The sequence below is a fragment of the Thermosporothrix sp. COM3 genome (assembly GCF_059696735.1).
Genome location: NZ_AP019376.1, coordinates 5902804 through 5919021, shown reverse-complemented (window position 1 = coordinate 5919021; position 16218 = coordinate 5902804). Strand labels below are relative to the sequence as shown.

12 protein-coding genes are annotated in these 16218 nt (G+C 53.8%); 6 read left to right on the top strand and 6 right to left on the bottom strand.

Going from position 1 to position 16218, the window contains the following annotated elements; all coding sequences use genetic code 11:
• Positions 1-99 precede the first annotated feature (99 nt).
• Together priA and mutL are read right to left on the bottom strand one after the other, a co-directional pair.
• The gene (priA, locus tag KTH_RS25395) at positions 100-2706 is read right to left on the bottom strand and encodes a replication restart helicase PriA (protein WP_497621648.1); all 2607 of its coding nucleotides are present in this window, start codon (positions 2704-2706) and stop codon (positions 100-102) included.
• A 13-nt stretch (positions 2707-2719) separates the two neighbouring features.
• Positions 2720-4816 carry a DNA mismatch repair endonuclease MutL gene (mutL, locus tag KTH_RS25390; RefSeq protein ID WP_497621646.1) on the bottom strand — a complete coding sequence of 699 codons (2097 nt, stop codon included), beginning with the start codon at positions 4814-4816 and terminating at the stop codon, positions 2720-2722.
• Between the two features lie 293 nt (positions 4817-5109).
• Here mutL and KTH_RS25385 point away from each other — a divergent pair, with 293 nt between their 5' ends.
• The 3 genes from KTH_RS25385 to KTH_RS25375 all read left to right on the top strand — a co-directional run bounded on the left by KTH_RS25385 (position 5110) and on the right by KTH_RS25375 (position 8224).
• Complete coding sequence (locus tag KTH_RS25385) at positions 5110-5256, top strand: hypothetical protein (protein WP_497621644.1); 147 nt, start codon at positions 5110-5112, stop codon at positions 5254-5256.
• A gap of 137 nt (positions 5257-5393) precedes the next feature.
• A complete protein-coding gene (locus KTH_RS25380; RefSeq protein ID WP_497621642.1) occupies positions 5394-6758 on the top strand; it encodes a dipeptidase in 1365 nt (454 codons plus the stop codon).
• A 92-nt stretch (positions 6759-6850) separates the two neighbouring features.
• Positions 6851-8224: a M20/M25/M40 family metallo-hydrolase gene (locus KTH_RS25375; protein WP_497621640.1), complete on the top strand. Its 1374-nt coding sequence runs from the start codon at positions 6851-6853 to the stop codon at positions 8222-8224.
• Positions 8225-8351: 127 nt separating this feature from the next.
• Here the strand turns inward: KTH_RS25375 and KTH_RS25370 are convergent, their stop codons facing one another.
• The 4 genes from KTH_RS25370 to KTH_RS25355 form a co-directional block, all read right to left on the bottom strand.
• Positions 8352-9476, bottom strand: coding sequence for a carboxylate-amine ligase (locus KTH_RS25370; protein ID WP_497621639.1), 1125 nt, complete (start codon positions 9474-9476; stop codon positions 8352-8354).
• 462 nt (positions 9477-9938) lie between these two features.
• On the bottom strand, positions 9939-10325 hold the full coding sequence (locus KTH_RS25365; protein WP_111324893.1) for a cytidine deaminase: 387 nt from the start codon (positions 10323-10325) through the stop codon (positions 9939-9941).
• A gap of 87 nt (positions 10326-10412) precedes the next feature.
• Positions 10413-11270: a DUF3592 domain-containing protein gene (locus KTH_RS25360; RefSeq protein WP_111324894.1), complete on the bottom strand. Its 858-nt coding sequence runs from the start codon at positions 11268-11270 to the stop codon at positions 10413-10415.
• 181 nt (positions 11271-11451) lie between these two features.
• The gene (locus tag KTH_RS25355) at positions 11452-12084 is read right to left on the bottom strand and encodes a GNAT family N-acetyltransferase (RefSeq protein WP_111324895.1); all 633 of its coding nucleotides are present in this window, start codon (positions 12082-12084) and stop codon (positions 11452-11454) included.
• 264 nt (positions 12085-12348) lie between these two features.
• Here KTH_RS25355 and lgt point away from each other — a divergent pair, with 264 nt between their 5' ends.
• The 3 genes from lgt (at position 12349) to KTH_RS25340 (ending at position 16000) form a co-directional block, all read left to right on the top strand.
• Positions 12349-13461: a prolipoprotein diacylglyceryl transferase gene (gene lgt / locus KTH_RS25350; protein WP_111324896.1), complete on the top strand. Its 1113-nt coding sequence runs from the start codon at positions 12349-12351 to the stop codon at positions 13459-13461.
• Between the two features lie 211 nt (positions 13462-13672).
• On the top strand, positions 13673-14605 hold the full coding sequence (locus KTH_RS25345) for an ABC transporter ATP-binding protein (protein WP_111324897.1): 933 nt from the start codon (positions 13673-13675) through the stop codon (positions 14603-14605).
• Between the two features lie 27 nt (positions 14606-14632).
• Positions 14633-16000, top strand: a complete 1368-nt coding sequence (locus KTH_RS25340) for an ABC transporter permease (protein ID WP_111324898.1) — start codon at positions 14633-14635, stop codon at positions 15998-16000.
• Positions 16001-16218: the final 218 nt, after the last annotated feature.

Below are 16218 nucleotides of genomic sequence, written 5' to 3'. Positions count from 1 at the left end.
CCGGAACATGCATACAAAGGCAAATAAGTGAGACACAGAACAATATAGTTCTACCACATCAGTGCAGAGGAACGCATGCATGCCCACGGAGGCTTCTGCTTACATGGCACTTAGCGGGTCAATGTCAATCTCCCAATCTGGCGCATCAATCACACGCAACAGCCGATGCAGATCAGGACCGCGTAATAACATCTGCCAGCGATATTTCTCCTTGACGCGCTCGGGGAAGGCAGGAGCCGGGCCCACGATATCGGTGTCATTCATGTTTAGTAGTCTGATCCACTCGGTTATCTGCGCCTGCAAGCGCAGCGCCTCATGCTGACAGCGGGACCGCTTCCGATGAGCATACGTAAACTTCGCGAACTGGCGAAAGGGAGGATAGGCAAAACGACGTCGTACCTCTATCTCCGCGGCATAAAACTCATGATAATCATGGCGTGAAGCGGTCTCAATACAGAAATGTTGAGGATTAAAAGTCTGAATAATGACGGTGCCGGGCTCTGATCCTCGTCCAGCGCGTCCGGCAACCTGGGTGAGCAGCGTGAACGCCCGTTCGGATGCCGAATAGTCGGGAACATTGAGAGCGATATCAGCTGAGACCACTCCGACCAGCGTAACACCAGGCAGATCAAGCCCTTTCGCGATCATCTGCGTTCCAATGAGAATGTCGGCATCACGGCGGGCAAAGCGCTCCAGCAGCTCTGCATGAGCATGCCTGTTACGCGCTGTATCACGATCCCAGCGCAACAGGCGCGCCTCGGGGAACAGTCGCTGAATGGTCTCCTGGACCTTCTCTGTTCCCAGGCCAAAATAGCGAATCCCCGCGCTATGACAGGAAGGGCAGAAATGCAGCATGTTCATCTGTAGCCCGCAATAATGGCAGAGCAGAATCTGCTCGGTTGCATGGTATGTCAGGGGAATATCGCAGCGATTACAGAGCGCCACATAGCCGCAATCGCGACAGAGCACAAAGCTGGCCGCGCCACGACGATTGAGAAAGAGAATGGCCTGCTGCTTGCGTTCCAGTACCGTGCGAAGCTCCTCCTGCAAGCGACGGCTGATAATACTGGTATGGCCCGCTCGCAGCTCATTACGCAAGTCAACAATCTCAACCGGGGGGAGCGTCGCCCCGATACGTCCCTTGAGCGAAACCAGTTCATAAACGCCCTGCTCAGCACGATAAAACGACTCGACTGAAGGCGTGGCACTGCCAAGCACCACTGGAATATGGAGGATCTCGCCAAGCCGGAGTGCAGCTTCACGTGCATGATAGGTCGGTTTGGTGCTGCTCTGTTTGTAGGCGGCCTCGTGCTCCTCGTCGATAATGATAATCCCCAGATCGGGAACAGGGGCAAAGAGCGCTGACCGGGAGCCGATCACTATATCGACAGCGCCAGACCGAATACGCTGCCATTCCTCATGGCGTTCACCCGTGCTCAGCTCACTATGCATAATTGCGATTCGACCGGGGAAACGAGCCGCCACCCGTTGCACTGCTTGCGTGGTCAGAGCAATTTCAGGAACAAGCACAATGCCGCGCTTTCCCCGTGCGACAAGGCTGGCTAGCGCCTGCAAATAGATCTCCGTTTTTCCGCTTCCCGTAATACCATGTAGCAGAATTGGCGTGGGCACCTCACCCTCCTCGCCACGGGCCGCAGCAGCGAGGATCCGGTTCAATGCTGCCTGTTGCTCGTCGGTCAGTTGCAGCGGCGACGAGGGTGGGATCACCTGTCCAAGCAGAGGATCACGCCGAATCGCGATTTTCTCGATTTTGACGATGCCCTCTTTCTCCATACTGCGCAACTGCCCGGCAGTGAGACCGGTTGCCTGACAGAGGGTGTACGGCGTCCAGGGATTATTGCGATTGATGCTCTGTTGCAGCAGATCCAGCGCGGCAAGCTGTCGCTGCGCTGCCACTGTGTTCGCGTCCAGTTTTGGCAGTGCCTCACCCGCAGCGATGCCGGTCTTGCTCCACGGGCTGACGCCAGCCGGAGCGAGCGAGGAGGCTGGCTGCTGAAGCGCCTGTCTTACTTTTGCCTCACGCTCCTCACGCCACTCAAGCAATTGCTCACCGCGCGCGATCAGCGTCACAACCCGCTTCATACGGGGTTTTACTTTTGGCCCGGAAAGGCTGGGCTCACGCACAATAAACGGATTCTCGCGGATCTCGCGGATCAGCTTCTGCGCCTGCGTCGGGCCAAGCAGTTTCGTTAAGCGCTTCTCCTCAATGGCTCCCTCCTCCTGTAAGAGCCCGAGCAGCGCTCGCAGCCGTAAGGAGGCCTGATCTGTTGTCTCACCCGGCTCCAGATCATTGGAGAGGCGCAGCACAAATTGTGAGCGCCGCACCAGCCCGGGAGAGAGCATCATCCAGGCAACCAGCGCCAGAGGCGTGACATAATACTCGGCGATCCATTCCGCTAACGCACGTTGATGGGGAAGCAGTACCGGTTCTGGATCAAGCAGCGAATGGATCGGGCGCAGTTCAAAAGCACGGACGCCCTCCGGCTCATCTTCATCATCGAGAACAGGCCCTTCCGAATCGTCCAGCAATTCCCAGACAATCCCCTCAACCAGACGTTCCCCATATGGTGCGGCAACCAGTTGGCCGGGTTGTAATGCAGCCTCCAACTCCACAGGCACCTGATAGGTTAACAGTGGTTGCTCAATAGTCCACCGTGCAGCAGACGGCACAATAGCAGCTAGCATACAATACTCACATCTACCGACGCTCAAACTCGTGTGCAAGGGCAGATAAGCCAAAGTTAATCATCGTTGGCCGCCCATGACAACAACTGAACGGCGCTTTCGTCTGCTGTAACTGCTCGATCATCTCCCGCATCTCGGCAACGGTCAAAAAGTAGTTCTGCTTGATCGCAGCTTTGCAAGCGACATTTGCCAGCGCCTGTTCTTCCCAGGTCTCAGTATGACCCAGATTCTCTTCTGCCGTCAACTCCACCAGGAGTTCTTGTAAGGAGGCCTTATTCAAACGCTTGACCAGCACATCAGGAACCGCACTGATCGAGACCGTCTTACCATCCTCAATCGCCAACGCGAAGCCGATATGTTCCAGTTGAGCGCGATGTTCCTCAAGGGCTTCAAGCTCTGTTGGAGCAAGCGTGATTTCAATTGGAGTCAGCAGGAGCTGCGATAGGGGAGTACGCGCCTTCCAGTTCGCGACCATGCGTTCCAGCAAGATGCGCTCGTGTGCTGCATGCTGATCGATCAAATACATGCCGTCGGGCCCTTCGGTCACAATATAGCTCTGCGCAAGCTGGCCGATGACCCGAAGTTTTGGAAAATGGACCGGGCGTTCCGGCACAAGCGCCGTCTCCACAGGCCGCACTACCGGCTCGGCGGGCTGCGCTATCGGTTCAGCGGGCACGGGAACAGGAGCGACCTCGACCGGCGGAGGCGAAACAACAGGAGGGAGCTCTTCCTGAGACGGTACCGACGTTATCTCTTCAGGCAAAGTGATCCCGAGCGTGGGCGGCATCCGAGAAGGTGCGTGCGCGGCGGTCCGGCTTGCTGTCGGTTCGGGCGGCTTCGGCTCCTCAACCGGTGTCGGCTTGACGGGCTTTTCCTGTGGAGTCACACGGACATGGCCCTGCCAGAGACGCGAGAGCAGCGGCGGCTTCGTTCCCGTCTCCTCCTCGGTAAACGTAATCCAGGGACTATCAGCCGGGAATGTAGTCTCTTCCTTCTGCGTGGGAAGTGGCTGTTCTGTGGTTGGTTCCTCTTCTTCTACCGGCAATTCCTTTTCCCGGGCCTTTGGTGGCTCAGGAGCGCTTTTCGGCTGCCACTGTGGGAGTTGTGGATCTGCCAGCAGAGCCTTGCGTACCGCCCGTAAAATTGAGGCATATACACGGCGTTCTTTGAGAAAGCGAATCTCGGTTTTCGCGGGATGCACATTCACATCCAGCAAAGCCGGGTCAATCTGAATATTAATCACAGCCAGCGGATGCCGTCCCGCCAGCAAAAGCGAGTGATAGGCGTTCTCGACCGCTGCCGTCAACACCCGACTCATCACCCAACGCCGATTGACAAAGAAAGAGATATGTTGCCGGGTACTTTTATAACAAGAAGGACGACTGGTATAGCCCTGTACCAGCGGGTAATCAGTATCGTCATCATGTTCGTCATCGCCGTCGACGGGCACCATCTGTTGCGCGATTTGCAGCCCATACACCTCAACCAGTACGCTGAAGAGCTTACCATCTCCAGGTGTCGCAAAAACCTGCCGATTCTCGCTAAAAACCATAAAGCGAATCTCGGGATAGGCAAGCGCATACTGTTCCAGCAAATGCAGGCAGTGACTGACCTCGGTGTTTCGACTTTTGAGGAACTTCAGGCGAGCAGGCACAGCGCTGAACAGATTTCGTACCGTGATAGTGGTCCCTACCGCAACAGCAGCGGGTGTCACCTCCGAAATACGGCCATTCTGAGCCTGGATCTGCGCACCATGTTCAGCATCACGCGGGCGGCTCTGAAGCGAGACATCAGCTACCGCTGCGATACTGGCAAGGGCTTCCCCCCTGAAACCAAGTGAGCGAATATTTTCTAGATCATCGATAGAGGCGACTTTACTGGTTGCATGGCGCGATAAAGCCAGCGGCAATTCATCAGCCGTAATGCCACACCCGTTATCCGTCACTCGAATAAGTTGCAGTCCCCCATGCATCAGATCAACGCGTATCTGAGTTGAGCCGGCATCTATACTGTTCTCGATCAGTTCTTTCACAACGGAGGCGGGCCGCTCTACCACTTCACCAGCCGCAATCTTCGCCGCAACATCTGGCGCAAGTTGACGTATAGGCATTGTTTCTCTTCCCCGGCAATATTGTTGTCTTTAAGAACGATTGTTCATGGATGATTATAACACAGTCCACGCTCGTTGTAGAGCCCTACTTTTTTCCTGGAACCAGTTTAAGCACTTAAAAAACGCAGGAACTGAAAGTCTCTATACATAGAGAGAACATATGCGGCCGTGCGGCTCTATCCTCAAAAATGAGCGCACAGCGTCATTCTACCAGTATATGTTTTGAATGCATACAGCCGTCACAGCACACTCTGTAGTGGTCTTGCCCGGGTAAGGACAAGGAGCAAAAGCCCATGCCAGTTCTACTGATGATGCGTCCATCGCACAAACAGCTTGTTCCCCGCATACCATTCTTCTCTAGCGAGCCCGACGAAGAGGATGAAGAATCGGGCTGTCTGGGCCCCTATGATGATGATGGGGATCTCGTTTTTCTACCCTAGAACAAGCGTGCTGCGGTGGCTCCTGTCAGGGCCACCGCTTTTCTCGGGATAAAGCCGCCAGAAACCTTTACTTAGGATGCTGTACAATGCTACCATGAAGAGAGAGTTCCGCTTATAGATAGAAAGGGTTTTGGCTGATGTCCCAACTGGAAACATACATCACAGAGAACGAACAGCGTTTTCTAGAAGACCTCAAAGGTTGGCTCCGTATTCCCAGTATCAGCACGCTTCCCGAGCATGCGAAGGATGTACGTCAGGCAGCCGAATACGCGGTCAATCAATTACAACGGATCGGCTTTGATGCCACGTTGATCGAGACCAAAGGTCATCCCCTCGTTTATGGCGAGTGGCTCAAAGCAGAGGGAAAACCCACACTTCTTATTTACGGTCACTATGACGTTCAGCCCGTTGATCCTATAGAGCTCTGGGAAAGCCCCCCTTTTGAGCCAACTATCCGCAACGGTAACATCTACAGCCGCGGCGCAAGCGACGACAAGGGCCAGACAATGCTGATTCTCAAAGCGCTTGAAACGCTGATGGCCGTTGAAGGCAAGCTTCCGCTGAATGTGCGCGTCCTGATTGAAGGTGAGGAAGAGGCCGGCGGCGAGTCTATTGAGCACTATGTCAAGTTTGAGCATGAGAAGCTGAAATGCGATGCGGTCTTTATCTGTGATACCGGGATGCCGTCAGCCAATATTCCTGCCCTGGTTGCCGGACTGCGCGGCATTATCGCCACCGAGATCGAGGTACATGGCGCTCGGCGTGACCTGCATTCTGGCGTCTATGGTGGCGTTGCCCCCAATCCCCTTCACGCGCTATCCCTGATTATCAGCCGCCTCAAAGGAGAGGATGGGCACATCAACATCCCCGGCCTGTATGATAAGCTGCGTCCGGCTCCCGAGGTGGAGAAGGAGTTCTGGAGGAACGATCCGCTGCACCTGGGCGAAAGCATGCTCAAGGAGATGGGCATCAAACAGTTCGTAGGTGAAAACAACTATCCGCCACTGGAACGTGTCTGGGCACGTCCCACCTTCGAGGTACATGGGATCGTCGGAGGCTTCACAGGTGAAGGCTCCAAGACCGTGATCCCCGCAGTCGCAAAGGCCAAAGTCAGCCTGCGCCTTCCGCCCGATCTGAAGCCAGATGAAGTCTTTGAGCTGCTTCAGAAGGCAGTGAAAGATGTTGCTCCGGCAGGAGTCGACGTCACTGTGCACATGGGCCATGGAGGTGATGGGCTGGTCGTCAATCCTGAAGCACCGATTATGCAGGCAGCCGCCGAAGCGCTGAAAGAGGTCTACGGCAAAGAGCCGATCTACACTCGCGAGGGAGGCTCTATTCCCATAGCGGCCCTCTTCAACTCCACGCTCAATGTACCCGTGGTGCTGATGGGCTTTGCTCTGCCCGATGACAACCTGCATGCCCCGAACGAGAAATACTCTATCGATCAGTTCTTCAAGGGCGTGCGCACTGTCATCCGCTTCCTGCAAAATGCGGGAGCATAAGCCCTGGAAGGGAGCGCCGAGAGCCAGGTGTACGGCTGCTCCCTTTTTCTTTTTCCCCCTCGCTGACACCTCACAGGACGAAAGGAGAAGACATGATGTCAGTCGACATGCAGCGCATCCAGACCTATCTATCAGAACATGCTGGAGAGGCTCAGGAGCTTCTTGAGCGACTCTGTCGTCAACCCAGTATTTCCGCTCAGAACATCGGTATCGCTGAAATGGCCAATCTGGTGGAAACGTTGCTGCAAGAAAGCGGCTTCTCCACACAGAAACTCGTGGCTCAAGGAAGCGCCCCAGCCGTGTTCGGGGAAATTCGCGGACGCAGTTCCTTTACCCTTCTTCTCTATAACCACTATGATGTTCAGCCTCCCGAGCCGCTGGAGCTGTGGGAATCGCCGCCCTTTGAACCGACAGTCCGTGATGGCAAGCTCTACGCCCGGGGCGTTGCCGATAACAAGGCCGAAATCGCGACGCGCCTGACCGCGATTCGTGCCCTGCTGGCTCTCTATGGCGAGCTCCCCATCACCATTCGCTGGATTATTGAGGGCGAAGAGGAGATCGGAAGCGTCAACTTTGACGCCATTGCCGAGAAATACACGCATCTTTTGCAGGCTGATGGTGCGCTCTGGGAGGGCGCGAACTTTGGCGACAACGGGCGTCCAGAGCTGATGCTTGGCGCGAAAGGGCTGCTCTATGTCCAGCTTGATGCCGAGGGACTCGGGGTTGACGCGCACTCGGGCTCAGCGCCGATTCTCCCAAGCGCCGCGTGGAAGCTGGTACAGGCACTGGCAACGCTCCGTTCACCATCGGGCAAGGTACTGATTCCCGGCTTCTACGATGCGGTGAAAGAGCCCACCGAGCAACAGATTGCCGCCCTTGCGGCACAGGATGATACCGAAGAGCAGTACAAACAGGCCTACCATTTTGAGGAGTTTGTGGATGGCCTGAGCGGGCTGGAACTGCGCAAGCGGCAGGCATTTGCGCCGACCTGCAATATTGCCGGACTGCTCAGCGGCTACACAGGAGAGGGAACCAAAACGGTCTTACCCGCCCGCGCAATGGCAAAGCTTGATTTCCGTCTGGTGCCCGATCAGGACCCTGAAGATATTCTGGCAAAGCTTAAAGCGCATCTTGCAGCTCAGGGATACGGCGATATCCGTATAACGGCCTTTGATTATTGCCGGGCCGATATGACGCCGATTGAAGATCCCTTTGTGCAGCGCATTCAGGCCATTGCGGAAGCTTTCGCGGGCAAGCCTGCCGAGATTACACCGCTTGGTGGAGGGACGCTGCCCCTGCTGGAATCCCTGCGTAAGCGGGTTGGCTTGCCGGGTCTGTCAGCTCCGGGGAATGCCGCCTACTGGGGAAGCGCCGCTCACTCACCCAACGAAAATATCAGACTGGCTGATCTTGAGCGTGCAGTGCAGTTCAATTGCTATCTGTTCGCCTCTCTGGGAGAAGCATAAGTCGGGATATTCGGGGGCGACGTGGGGCCCTGATAGCCCCTGTGGCTACCAGGGACCCCACGTCGCTACCACGTCATGTTGAATAGCCACAGGACAATCAGCAGGACCTGCACGCGCATCTGCCAGCCTACCAGTGTTTATTCAGAACAACATCCTGTACCATCTGTTGCATCAGGTAATGGGTCACGGCATGGACACTGCCCGTTTCACGATAAACAGCAAGCTGTCGATCCGCTCCGGTCCCTCTGGGATCTTCAAGCAGAGCACGGAGATAGTTGATCTCGCGGCGACTGCCCAGATCATCAAGCACATCGTCTACAAAGTCCAGCATCTCGTTCACGGCATCCCGCATCGACATGCGTCGCGCCTGCACAAAGTCGACATATTCCGCATCGAGACCATAGCGAGCGGCCCTCCATTTATTCTCTTCAATATATGTAGGAGGCAAAACCTGCGTCGCCAGATTCCGTTCATGCAGACGGGTTACCTTCGCAACCAATGCCTGGCAGAGTGCGGCCAATGCAATCGTATCTTCAAAGGTCGCAGGCATATCAGCAATGCGGAACTCAACAGTCTGGTAGAACGGATGCGGGCGAATATCCCACCAGATGCGTTTTCCGTCGTCAATACAGCCGGTTTTGATAAGTTCCTGTACGTATGTATCGAATTCCCGGGTGGACTGGAAGAGGATCGGGACACCAGAGCGAGGAAAGCGCCGCCAGACAATGGAACGCCATGACTTGATGCCGGAATCGCGCCCGGCCCAGAAAGGCGAGTTCGTCGAGAGCGCCAGAATATGCGGTAGCCAGGTACGCAACTGATTCATCAGCGGCACAGCCAGTTCATGCGAGTCAATACCTACATGCACATGCAAGCCAAAGATCAGGATTGAGCGCCCGACATCCTGAAACTCTTCCTCCAACTTCTCATAGCGCTCATTCTGTGTGCGTATCTGGTCGTGCCAACTGGAGATAGGATGCGTACCCGCACTGATCAGGGCCAGTCCTTCGGACTCAACCAGTTGTCCCAGGATGGAATGCATATGCTGTAAATCAAGGCGCAAAGCAGCGATATTCGGACAGACATTCGAGATCAGCTCTACAGTTGACTGTAACATTTCTGCCTTCATGTGTTCACCCAGGATGGACGCGCCTTTTTCCAGAATTGTGTGAATATGGGATGCAAGATGGCCGGTCTTTTTATCAACCATCTGAAATTCTTCTTCGACGCCGAGGGTGAAACGCTGCGCCATAGCACATACTCCTTCCTGCGATCAAGCAAACACAGGGTAACAGCAGACAACAAAGGAGAGTACGGTTCAGGCTTTGCGGTGATCCACACTCCTCTATGAGAGGAAGATGCGAGAAAAACCGTGTCCTGTTGTCTCCTCTCCCGTTATGCCACCCTCGGGGGACACATACGGTGGCACATACAGAACAAAGAGAGGAGTCACGACAGGCAGGCACGATCCACTCATCAAAAGAGAGGAAAGAAAAAAGCAGAGCCCAGAAACACCTGTACTTTACAACTCCGAGCCAGTTTTCAGAAGCAGAACGTGTTCGATTGTTGTGGTACTGGAGCACAGAAGCGCCAAACCACATTGGACACCTCTAGCGAAGAACGCAATTGACGCACCAGGGGAGCCGCACTACAAGTTGTTATATCCGGGACTTATAGCGTATCTAAGAATCCCTCCAGATGTCAAGGGGAATTCCTACAAACCGAACGCATACGGTAACAGGTCTTTCACAGAAAATTCACGCTCTACTCCGTCAAGGTAGATCGTCGCGTCAGGTGCCAGATCTGCCAGCCATTGCCGACAGGCCCCACAGGGCGAACGACCGGCAATCGATGCAGTCGGAGGCACATCGATGCAGGCAACCGCAACTTGAGTGATTGGGCCAGCGCCCGCACTCACCGCGGCCGACAACGCCGAACGCTCAGCACACAACGTCAAGCCATAACTTGAGATCTCGATGTTCACACCAACAAACACCTGATCTCCAGCTACCAGCGCCGCCCCTACCCGAAAATGTGAAAAGGGGCAATGGGCACGCAGAGCCGCTTCACGAGCCATTTGCAATAACTGCTGTCTATCCATACTATCCTGCTTTCCATTATATCATTACGAACTTCTACATTCAATACAGGTAACTTGTTTCAGCTTGTTTCCTACCAGGCAGGGAATTTACGAAAAGCCGGGTATGCGCATCACAATATCATAGAGAAATGAGAGCAGCATAGCCAGCAGTGGAAGCCCGATCACCAGCCCGGGAAGCACAAAATAGAGCGGCGGGCGATCCCCAAAACGATCATATCGCGGTTGCCTGGGATCATAGCAGATCGGTACTTTGAGCCAATCAACAAACTCCCGCTCCTCTAGCGGCGTTGACACGTATTTAATGTAGCGTACAGTGTCTTCTCCTCCTTTGCGCCCCCGCGCCTTATAGAGAATAGTATGCTCGGAAAAAGGCTCTCCGCGCCACCAGAGGAAGCTTCGTCCCGGCTTCACCTCGGTTTTGACGACTGCGCCTATGACGACGACGCCGCGAAAGCGCAGCACCAGAAAGCGCCAGATTAACCATTCCAGACAGAGAAAGAGAATAGGCACAAAGAGCGCAAAGACAAGCGCGTAAAAAAAGAACTGCCCCGATGCCATCTGGAATGTATATCCCTGAAATACCAAGAAGGCATGCGTCGGGTCAGCCGGATCATACCAGCAAGGAGTGGCTTTCCCGGGCTGGAAACGTGCCAGAAGCGCATTCACTTCCTCACGTTTCCGATAAATGCGGGACTCCGGCCCGTCAAATCCCTCAGCCTGAACGACGTTGCCATTGGCAGGATATACCGCATAGCGTACATACGGGGCAAAAGCGGCGGTCACAGGCCCCTGTATCGTGCGCACGCGCTGCTCCAAAATAGTGCAGGTTCCCCGCTGAAAGGCCCCATAATACAGCGCCCGGCGCACCGGACCAAAGGAAGCCAGAGCCACCACAATGATAAGGAGTATGATGACACGACGCTGATAAAAAGATCGATCCTTCACCTTTGCTACACTTCCTGATCCAGATTACTGCTTCTGCCATTGACATACGAACAGAAAGAAGCGCTTCTTCTCACATCTCTTCACAGCTCAGTTGCTCCTCCCCCGGAAGTACCAGCACAGGCGCAGATCTTTCGCTGAAGGAAACGCTTCAAGGAAGCATTATAACGCAGAATATGGAAGGTTATCTATCGTTTCCTGCACGCGCTTGCAGCAAAAAACGGGAAAATCCCCCGGGATAGCGGCTCTGCCACTCCTCGCGCAACACGCCATAGCCCAACCCATCATAATATATACCTCCGACAATGCGGGCTTTGCGGAAACGTGCTTCCTGGACATAACCAAGCTTTTCCGCCAGGCGCATCATTCCAGTATTCCCCGACCACGTCCGCAGGTCCAGCCGCACAAGGCGTTCATCTACGCGAAATAAATAATCACTCCATAGGCCAAGTGCCTCAAAGCCGCGTCCGCCGCGCCAGTAGGCCGGATCATAGATCACGATACCCACACATAACCAGTTTGTTTCACGGCTCTCCCAGTAGCTTGAAACGGTTCCTAGCATGCACTCCGTCGCCCGGTCAGCAATCACAAGATTGGTGCGTATGGGCGGGAATGCATGTTGTTCAATTTGTTCCTGCTTCTCCCGGCAAATCTCCTCCAGACGCTCGGGCGAGGGCAATGGATAGTAGGGACCATCAAACGCCTTCCAGGGGGCATCAGGACGCATCCAGTTTCGGTAATAGTCCAGATCCGGGAGCCGCCAATCTCGCAACAGCACCTGGTTTCCGGCCAGAGAGATCGGTTCCTCACTGCACATATTCAGCTCCTTCCTCAAAAATAACATATAACACTTCTTACCTCTTTTTCAACTCTTGAAAGATACAGTTCCCTACTTGCACGTAATGGAAATGCATACTATCATACAAGCAAGAGGGAGAGCGGGCGGCTTGTCACAAACATCATACCGTAAATTTCGTAAAGAGAACAGGCATCACGTTTCTCCAACTTTGTTGGGGCGCAACTCGGTAGCAATGAGCTCCTCTGACCTTTTGAAAAAAGAACAATACGGAGTAAGGAAAGCATGCACACACTCTCCGCAATAACCGCAACGCAGCCGCTCCTCGATTGGGGTTGGTTGAAAATCGGGCCACCAATCTACCTGAATATCAATCCTGTCCTGCTGCAAATTGGCCCGATCGCCCTGCGCTGGTACGGCTTGATGTACGTTGTTGCTATCTTGATGGGTCTCTGGTTCATTCAGGGATATTGCAAGCGTAAGGGCATCACCCAGGAACTTGTATACCGCCTGCTCTGGTGGTGTATTGCAGCAGGTATTATCGGCGGTCGCCTCTATTTTGTGATCCAGCAAGATAATCTTGTCGACTACTACCTGAAACAACCAATTCATATCATCGCAACCTGGGAAGGTGGAATGGCCTTTTATGGCGCGATCTTCCTGGTTATTCCTACCTTGATCTGGCGGGCACGAGTGGAACGCGTCAATCCGCTAGTGCTGATCGATGCGGGAGTCCTGTTTGCGGCAGGAGCGCAGATCTTCGGTCGGATCGGAAACTTGATTAACGGCGATATTATCGGCTATCGCAACGACCACATTCCCTGGGCAACCGTTTATCTGCATCCCGATAGCTGGGCCTGTCATAACCCGAGCACCTGTGGCGTTCCAGTTGAGCCAGCCGCAGGATACGAGATGCTCGCCAATATTGCCCTTTTGCTTGTGATGCTTTTCCTGGCGAAACGCTTCCGTCGCCCCGGCGCCCTGATGCTGGTCTACCTTTTCGGGTACGCGATTACACAGTTTGTCGTCTTCTTTGCTCGTGATAACGTAATTGTGGAGCCATTCGGGCTGGCCTGGGGCCTCAAACAGGCGCAATGGACATCACTTGTCGTCCTGATCGCGCTCCTGCCTATTACCTATCTGGTTATGCGTAAATCACGGCCTGTGCCAGAGGGAGAGACCGCGATCACCTATGGCGTTACGCAGAAGCAGGAGTCTGAGACCGCACAGCCAGAGGATACCGAGCCCAAAGAGGGGGACGAACAAATCCAGGAGCCTGACAGGACAGCAGAAAACGCCCTGGAGGAACCTATCATTCCGGATGACCAGAAAAAGCCAGAACCAGAGGGTCACCGGACAGAAAAGACCGAGCCAATTGTGAACTCAAAAGAAGAATAGCCTCGCACGTTCCCTGCCAGGCAATTCTACGAATGTTTGTCTGGCAGGTTCTTTTTTCACTCCGCGCTCACATACTACCGGCGAATAACCTCATACGTATATGCTCTATGAGAAAAGGCACAGGGACATACTATCCTCCCAATACAAACCATGCAACGCTCTGGCAGAGAAAGATGCACAGCATAGAAGATAAAGAAGGAGATCCGCATACATGGGACTGACCGTGGAGCACATCAACAAATCGTTTGGCTCATTCCAGGCCATCAAAGAGCTCTCAATGGAAGTGAAAGAGGGCTCTCTATTTGGCTTTCTTGGAGCCAATGGCGCGGGAAAAACGACTACCATGCGCATGATTCTGGATATTATCCGCCCCGACAGTGGACGAATCACGTGGCAGGGCACACCCGTCCATGAGGTTCCCCGACATCACTGGGGCTACCTGCCCGAAGAACGGGGGCTCTATCCCAAAATGATCGTAGAAGAGCAATTGCTTTTTCTGGCGCGCCTCAACGGCCTATCAAAACAGGATGCACAGAAGGAACTTGACGAATGGTTGGAGCGCTTTCAAATCAATGCCAATCGGAAAAAGAAGGTTGAGGAGCTCTCGAAGGGGAATCAGCAGAAGGTACAGTTCTTAGCAACCATCATGCATAATCCCGATATCTTGATTATGGATGAGCCCTTCAGCGGTCTTGATCCGGTGAATGCCAATGTGTTGAAGGATGCCTTTCTTGAGATGCATCGTCGTGGCAAAACAATCATCTTCTCGACGCATCAGCTCGAACAGGTGGAGGAAATGTGCGAGGATGTTGTGATCATCAATAAGGGGGAGGTTGTCGTTCAGGGCAGTGTGCGCGAGATCAAGCGCCAGCATGGACGCAACATCGTCCGTATCAAACTGGACAACGACCCGGAATGTGCCTGGCTCGACACCATAGAAGGCGTTCAGGTACTTAAGCGGCGTCAGGATTATATTGAGCTGCGCATTCAACCCTCCGTCACTCCCAACACTATTCTCGCAGAGGCCCTGCGTCAGAATGGCATGGTCACGCTCTTCGAGCTGGTTGAACCATCTCTTACTGATATCTTTATCGCGCGAGTGGGGCAAATCGCGCTTCCCGATGCCCCTTCCCACTCTGCTTAGTATCTAGAAGAAGGAAAATGTCAGACCATGAGTCAGATACCGTCACCCCCAAACGAGAAACAGACAACGCTTGCTCCAGGGCAAGGAGGCGCCGCTTCACAACACACACTACGCAATATCTCCCTGATTATCGGACGAGAATATACTACCCGTGTAAGACAGCGCTCGTTTGTGATCAGTACCATCATTATGCTGATCATTGTTGCGCTTGGAACCTGCGTCCCGACCATTATCGCCTTCTTTAATCAGGGCAGTAACGACCAGAAAACCCTGACGGTTGCAAACAATGCAGGCTCCATCGCGGGTATGGAGAACACCACACTCCAGAAGACACTCTCTGATCTCCTGAATGGAGACGCCTCACACTATAAGCTGAAGCTTGAGCAGGGAAACAGCCAGCAACTTGAGCAGCAGGTAAAAGCAGGAAAGCTTTCTGTACTGGTTGTTATCGATCGAGGAGCCGATCAGAAGCTGCATTTCAAGTACTATACCAGCAATACCGATAGTATCGATCCCGATCAATCAGCAGTGCAAGCGATGGCGCAACAAATTGCCATTCTGGACCGGGCTAATCAGCTCCACCTGACCCCCCAACAGACACAGGATCTTTTTGCCCCCGTCACCCTTGACGTTGTAAAAACGCAACAGGATGCCCGCTCCGGGACAGACCTGGCTATTGGTATGATAACCGCCTTTATCGGCGTCATTCTGATCTTTGTCACTGTCTTTATGTATGGAATTCAGGTGGCGAACGGTGTCGCTGAAGAGAAGGGCAACCGCATCATTGAGATTCTGGTCAACGCCACAACGCCATTTCAGTTGATGGTTGGAAAGGTGATCGGAATCGGCGCGGTGGGGCTGACTCAGATGGCGGCACTGACCGTTACCGGGATTCTGTTCCTGCTACTTCAACATCCTTTGCAAAACGCTCTGGGCATCGGGCAGACCGGCATTACCATCGCGCTGGCAGGCGTTTCAATTCCGTTGCTACTGCTTGTCTTCGTCTTCTTTATTCTTGGTTTCCTGCTCTACGCAACCCTGTTCGCGGCAGTTGGTGCGCTGGTCTCACGGCAGGAAGAGGTCTCATCGGCCGCGACACCTCTTACCTGGCTCTTTATGATTGGCTACATCGTGAGTCTCTACGGCGCAACAACAGCAAGTGCGATCTGGTTCAAAATCCTGTCATTCATCCCCTTCTTTACGCCAACTGTGATGCTTGTGCGCGTGGGCACTATGTCAGCAGCGCCCTGGGAGATTGGGCTGAGCATTCTCCTGATGATTGCAGGAATCTTCGTGTGTGCATGGGTAGCCGCTCGCATTTATCGCCTCGGCATTTTGATGTATGGGCAACGACCGAATATGAAGGAAATCATCAGAATGATTCGCTCGAAATGAGCTGTTGCGGGGTCCATCGGTAATGGACCTCGCTTTTTCTATATGGCCCTATAAGAAATTTGTACCAGCAATGATTGAGCTATAGGCTAAAAACTGTAGAGATATTTTCCCGATATCTACGCTTCCTTTCTTGCAAAAATAATAACATTCCTCGCACTACAAATACGAAATATTGAAAAGGCTCTCTATGCTATAATAGTAGCATGTCGGTCAGGCGG

What these genes read in the sequence shown, in the direction of transcription:
- priA (WP_497621648.1), bottom strand. Translation starts at nt 2,706, where the DNA reads ATGCTAGCTGCTATTGTGCCGTCTGCTGCACGGTGGACTATTGAGCAA.
- mutL (WP_497621646.1), bottom strand. Translation starts at nt 4,816, where the DNA reads ATGCCTATACGTCAACTTGCGCCAGATGTTGCGGCGAAGATTGCGGCT.
- KTH_RS25385 (WP_497621644.1), top strand. Translation starts at nt 5,110, where the DNA reads ATGCCAGTTCTACTGATGATGCGTCCATCGCACAAACAGCTTGTTCCC.
- KTH_RS25380 (WP_497621642.1), top strand. Translation starts at nt 5,394, where the DNA reads ATGTCCCAACTGGAAACATACATCACAGAGAACGAACAGCGTTTTCTA.
- KTH_RS25375 (WP_497621640.1), top strand. Translation starts at nt 6,851, where the DNA reads ATGATGTCAGTCGACATGCAGCGCATCCAGACCTATCTATCAGAACAT.
- KTH_RS25370 (WP_497621639.1), bottom strand. Translation starts at nt 9,476, where the DNA reads ATGGCGCAGCGTTTCACCCTCGGCGTCGAAGAAGAATTTCAGATGGTT.
- KTH_RS25365 (WP_111324893.1), bottom strand. Translation starts at nt 10,325, where the DNA reads ATGGATAGACAGCAGTTATTGCAAATGGCTCGTGAAGCGGCTCTGCGT.
- KTH_RS25355 (WP_111324895.1), bottom strand. Translation starts at nt 12,084, where the DNA reads ATGTGCAGTGAGGAACCGATCTCTCTGGCCGGAAACCAGGTGCTGTTG.
- lgt (WP_111324896.1), top strand. Translation starts at nt 12,349, where the DNA reads ATGCACACACTCTCCGCAATAACCGCAACGCAGCCGCTCCTCGATTGG.
- KTH_RS25345 (WP_111324897.1), top strand. Translation starts at nt 13,673, where the DNA reads ATGGGACTGACCGTGGAGCACATCAACAAATCGTTTGGCTCATTCCAG.
- KTH_RS25340 (WP_111324898.1), top strand. Translation starts at nt 14,633, where the DNA reads ATGAGTCAGATACCGTCACCCCCAAACGAGAAACAGACAACGCTTGCT.